At 45.9% G+C, this 3657-nt stretch carries 5 protein-coding genes and 1 pseudogene; 3 read left to right on the top strand and 3 right to left on the bottom strand.

What is annotated here, in order from left to right:
* The first annotated feature begins 204 nt into the window (after nt 1-204).
* Nucleotides 205-504 carry a hypothetical protein gene (locus tag NM10_RS11995; protein WP_020311808.1) on the top strand — a complete coding sequence of 100 codons (300 nt, stop codon included), beginning with the start codon at nt 205-207 and terminating at the stop codon, nt 502-504.
* Nucleotides 505-518: 14 nt separating this feature from the next.
* The gene (locus NM10_RS11990; protein ID WP_020311807.1) at nt 519-1310 is read left to right on the top strand and encodes a carbon-nitrogen hydrolase family protein; all 792 of its coding nucleotides are present in this window, start codon (nt 519-521) and stop codon (nt 1308-1310) included.
* A gap of 89 nt (nt 1311-1399) precedes the next feature.
* Here the strand turns inward: NM10_RS11990 and NM10_RS11985 are convergent, their stop codons facing one another.
* The 3 genes and pseudogenes from NM10_RS11985 to NM10_RS11980 form a co-directional block, all read right to left on the bottom strand.
* Complete coding sequence (locus NM10_RS11985) at nt 1400-2029, bottom strand: DUF2249 domain-containing protein (RefSeq protein WP_020311806.1); 630 nt, start codon at nt 2027-2029, stop codon at nt 1400-1402.
* 1 nt (nt 2030) lies between these two features.
* Nucleotides 2031-2540, bottom strand: a complete 510-nt coding sequence (locus NM10_RS14235; RefSeq protein ID WP_020311805.1) for a hypothetical protein — start codon at nt 2538-2540, stop codon at nt 2031-2033.
* Nucleotides 2521-3396, bottom strand: a pseudogene (locus tag NM10_RS11980) (IS30 family transposase); the annotation flags it as partial. The gene NM10_RS14235 and the pseudogene NM10_RS11980, both read right to left, overlap by 20 nt.
* Before the next feature lie 83 nt (nt 3397-3479).
* Here NM10_RS11980 and NM10_RS11975 point away from each other — a divergent pair.
* Nucleotides 3480-3657, top strand: a 178-nt coding sequence (locus tag NM10_RS11975; protein ID WP_020311803.1) for a transposase, incomplete at its 3' end; no start/stop codon positions are given.

Genomic DNA, 3657 nt, shown 5'->3' with positions numbered 1-3657 from the left:
ACAGAACAATTACTTGGTCTTTAAATTTCAGAAGTGTAMTTTTTTCTTGGTCATTGATAGCATCCTCCAATTTTCGTTACTTAATACTATCAKATCATGCACTCTTAAAATTTTTCAGTACTGGTCTGAATTCACAGGCCCATTATATTTTTCGATCAAAAAGTTTTGGATGATTATTGGATTAATACATCGGGGAATTCGATTTTGAATCAGCTGATGCTGTCGCTGTCTGACGAAAAGCAACAGGATTTGATTTCTCTTTTACGTGGAGAAAGCATATCGGCCATGATTCGGGAAGGCATTATTTATGATGAAATCGGTAATGATGAAGATGCGCTGTATACGATGCTGCTTACAACGGGATATTTGACTCCCATATCTTGCGAAAAAGCCTTTGGCGGTTATTGGTGTGAATTGGTGATTCCGAATCGGGAAATCCAGAAAGTCTGGAAATATGGCATTTCCTTTTGTGGTAAGAAAATTTGTGTAAAACAGGCAGAGTGAAAGGAGCGAGGTTGATGCGGATTGCGATGATGCAGATGGCGATGACTGAGGATATGGAACGGAATTTACAGGTGAGTTATGAGGCTGTGAAGGAAGCGGCCGGGGTGGATCTGCTCTTCTTTCCGGAAGTGCAGCATATGCCTTTTTTGCCGCAGTACACGGCAGACGAGCTGCCGGATTATCTGCTGGACCCTGATGACCCGCGGGTGACGGCCTTTTATGACCTGGCACGGCAGGCACATTGCATGGTGTCGCCTAATCTCTATTTGCAATATCGGGGGCAGGCCTATGATACGTCTTTGTTCATCGACGAAAAGGGGAATCTGCTGGGAAAATCGGCTATGGTCCATGTCACCAGTGCGCCCCAGTTCTACGAACTCGATTACTATACGCCTTCGCCAGATGGTTTTCGCGTCTATGATACTTCTTTTGGGAAAATCGGCGTCGTCATCTGTTTTGACCGCCATTTGCCGGAAAGCATCCGCACTTGCGCTGCCATGGGGGCCGAATTGGTCTTGATACCGACGGCCAATTTGACGACAGAACCGTTAGACCTCTTTGAATGGGAAATCCGGGTCCAGGCCTATCAAAACAATGTCTTCATCGCCATGTGCAACCGCGTCGGCCGGGAAGGAGACGTTACCTTCGCCGGTCAGTCCCTGGTCGTCGACAGTGAAGGACAGACACTGTTCAAAGCGGGTGGGGAAGCCGGACTGGTATATTGCGATATCGACTTGGAAAAATGCAAAGCAAGCCGCCAGGCAAGGCCCTATATTACCTTGCGTCGGCCTGAATTCTATCGTTGAGAAGGGCCTTAAATTTAAAAACCTTCGCTACAAACTACAAACTTAAAACTCAAACAGAGGCTGTCTTAATGCGACAGCCTCTGTTTTTTTTACTTGCATCCTCCTTTTTTATCGGATAATTTTTCTCTTAGCATCTGGTTGATTTCATTTCTTTCTTTTCCCTGTTTTTCCATTTGTTTGATCAATTTATACGCATGAAACAGTGGGGACGGAGCGATTTCAGAACTGAAGAAGCCGATGCCCATGTTCCAGGCCAGCTGTTCGAATACGTCGTCCAGGGCTCTGGAGTCCAGGCCATTGGCATAGGCTTTCAGCAGTTCCCGCATGGCCTGCCGCATCCGTCCGGCACCGACGGCATTGGCCAGCGAAAGCAGGAGGCGGATGTTATAATCGAGATATCGTTTTTCGCTTTTCCAGGTCATATCCCAAAATTCTACAGCCAGTTCGCCCAGCTTTTCATCGATCATGGGATAGTTCGTGATGACCGCCGGCCGTTCTGGCGCATCTTCCACGTTCCCTTTTTCCTCGGTCCGATAGAAATAAGCGTGATATTCATGTTCTGCTGTTTTTTCTGTATAATGCTCATATCCCAGCATTTCCATGATCTCATAGAGGGGGATTGGTTCAAAACTTTGAATGACTTCCATCCCTTCGCCGACGGGAAGCTTGGCTGCCTGTTTTTTCAGCCCATCAAGGAAATTACCGGCGATGCCGCGCACATCAATTTTTTTTAAAACTTGCCACTTTATCTTTCCATTCTATATTTTTCATGAGGTCTGCCCCTTTCTGTTGCCTGTTCATGATACGGTCATTACAGGCATTTTTTATTGTTTTCTTCGTCTTTCTGGAATGAGTATAGCATGGCAGGGGAGACAAGTATGTTGGTTTTATAACATAATTCGATAATAAACCGCACTCATGCTGAACTCCATTCTGATAAATAAAAAAATAGCCCGGCAAGGATACATCACCTTGCTGGACTATTATGCGCAAATTTGTAAAAACTAGAGAAACGTTGTGTACTGAACGGTACGCACGGTGGTGGGAGAGGTCGGGATTTAAAATAAAAAATCCCGATTTATTATTTACCCATAAGCCTTCATTTTTTCCATTACCGGCAATCCATACTGGATCTATGGTTTTCACTGAATAGGATATATCATAATAATTCTCCCGAATTGCAATAATAAGTTGAACACCCGGCGAACCTTTATGCAGTAAGTGCTGCAAGCATTTCTTCCCTAAAGCACTCCTCGGGTGTCTTATAGCCGAGTATTTTTCTTGGCAGGGTGTTGGCCCAGCACTCTACTCTGGAAATGTGTTCCACTGGGTAATCCTGGATTTTCTTCCCTTTGGGAAGAAATCGACGGAATAAGCCGTTGTGATTCTCATTCGTACCTTTGTCGCTAGAGCAGTACGGATGCGCATAATAGATCCGTGTGTGACTTAGTTTCTCTAGCTCCGACAGGCTAGAAAACTCACTGCCATTGTCTGTCGTAATGCTGAGGAACACTCGGCTGAAACAGCCGCGGAACATTCCATCCTTCAATTTTCTGAAGGCTGCTATTACAGAGGCACTTTCCTTGTTGGGCAGTTTTCTGATGAGGGAACAGCGTGTCTTGCGCTCAACCAGAGTCAGCAGTACTTCGTCCTTTGAGCGAGATCCCAGTACAAGGTCACACTCCCAATGCCCGAAATCCTGACGCTCATCCACAGAAGGATCGCGCTCATCTATACTGCGGCCGAACTTCTTCTTACGCTCACGAACCCGCTTCCTGGCGTTTTTTCGCTTGACGCGCAAGGGCAGGTCAATACTCTTGATTTTTCCTAGGAGCCCCAGCGTGACATAGTTGTACAGGGCTTTCGTACAGACCATCTCGCCACGTTGAAATTCTCCCGTAACCAGTGCCCTGCCAAAGCAGGCATCGAGCGACCAGTGATGTTCCTGAAGTCTCTTCTGCACATAGTCGAGGAATGCTCCCTTTGCTATGGCGTCGCATTTGCGACCACAGTTTTCGCGATGCGCCTCATAGGTGCTTTGCCCGTCTGCTGCGCGATAGCGTTCCACCTTGCCGTTATAGTATAATGGGCCTGTGAATTCAGACCAGTACTGAAAATTTTAAGAGTGCATGATATAGTATTAAGTAACGAAAATTGGAGGATGCTATCATGCCAAGAAAAAAGTACACTTCTGAATTTAAGACCAAGATTGTTCTGTCAATTCTTCAAGGCGACAAGGAATTCAATGTCATCTGTTCTGAAAACGGCCTGAACCCAAACATGGTCAGAAAATGGAAGCAAGAATTCCTGCAAAATGCCCATCTTGCCTTTGGTGCAGATTCTCTGA

It is taken from the genome of Megasphaera sp. NM10, from assembly GCF_000417505.1.
In the GTDB taxonomy this organism is placed as follows: Bacteria; Bacillota; Negativicutes; order Veillonellales; family Megasphaeraceae; genus Megasphaera; species Megasphaera intestinihominis.
Note: the sequence above shows the minus strand (reverse complement) of the source record. Positions and strands in the feature narration are given on the sequence as shown.

Excerpts from the sequence above, each read along its gene's own strand:
- NM10_RS11990 (WP_020311807.1), top strand. The coding sequence starts at position 519 with ATGCGGATTGCGATGATGCAGATGGCGATGACTGAGGATATGGAACGG.